Origin of the sequence: Paraplanobispora siamensis, assembly GCF_016863175.1 — a bacterium.
Lineage (GTDB): Bacteria > Actinomycetota > Actinomycetes > Streptosporangiales > Streptosporangiaceae > Planobispora > Planobispora siamensis.
In genome coordinates this window covers 1-802 of sequence record NZ_BOOJ01000153.1, presented here as the reverse complement: position 1 = coordinate 802, position 802 = coordinate 1, and the positions used below count along the sequence as shown (strand labels likewise).

Sequence of the window (802 nt, the reverse complement as noted above, 5' to 3'; positions counted from 1 at the left end):
CCCCCGCTGGCGGACCGCCCGGATCGCGCCGATCGCCATCACGTCGCTGCCGCAGCAGATCGCGGTGCAGCCCTGCTCCAGCAGGCTCTGGGCGGCGGCCTGGCCGCCCTCGATGGTGAACAGCGTGTTGACGATCAGCTCGTCGGGGACGGCGTCGTCCAGGTGGCGGGCCAGGGCCCGGCGAAAGCCCTCGGTCTTGCGGATCGAGGGCACGAAGCGGCTTTGGCCGATGGCCAGGCCGATGCGCCGGTGGCCCAGCGCCGCCAGGTGGTCGACGGCCATCTCCATGGCCGCTGCGTCGTCGGTGGAGATGTGCGGCGCCTCGATGTCGGGCCGGTAGCCGTTGACCATGACGATGGGCAGTCTGCTCTCGATGAGCCGCAGATAGCGGCTGCGGTCGGCCGTGGAGTCGGCGTGCAGGCCGCTGACGAAGATGATGCCGCCCACGCCCCGTTCCATCAGCAGTTCGATGCAGTCGTCTTCGTGCATGCCGCCGGGCACCTGGGTGCACAGCACGGCGGCGTAGCCGCGCATCGCCAGCGCGCCCTCGATGACTCCGGTGAAGGCCGGGAAGACGGGGTTGGACAGCTCGGGCACGATCAGGCCGACGAGTCCGGCGCGTTGCTGGCGCAGCCGGGCGGGGCGTTCGTAGCCGAGGATGTCCAGGGCGCTGAGGACGGCCTGCCGGGTGGCCGGTGAGACACCGGGCTTGCCGTTCAGCACACGGCTCACGGTGGCCTCGCTGACCCCGGAGTGGGCCGCGATGTCGGCGATACGCGTCGTCATGGCCGTCAACCTATCG

1 protein-coding gene is annotated in these 802 nt (G+C 70.9%); it reads right to left on the bottom strand.

All coding sequences use genetic code 11. From position 1 onward, the window contains the following. Window positions 1–786, bottom strand: a 786-nt coding sequence (locus Psi01_RS42980) for a LacI family DNA-binding transcriptional regulator (protein WP_204069971.1), incomplete at its 3' end; no start/stop codon positions are given. Window positions 787–802: the final 16 nt, after the last annotated feature.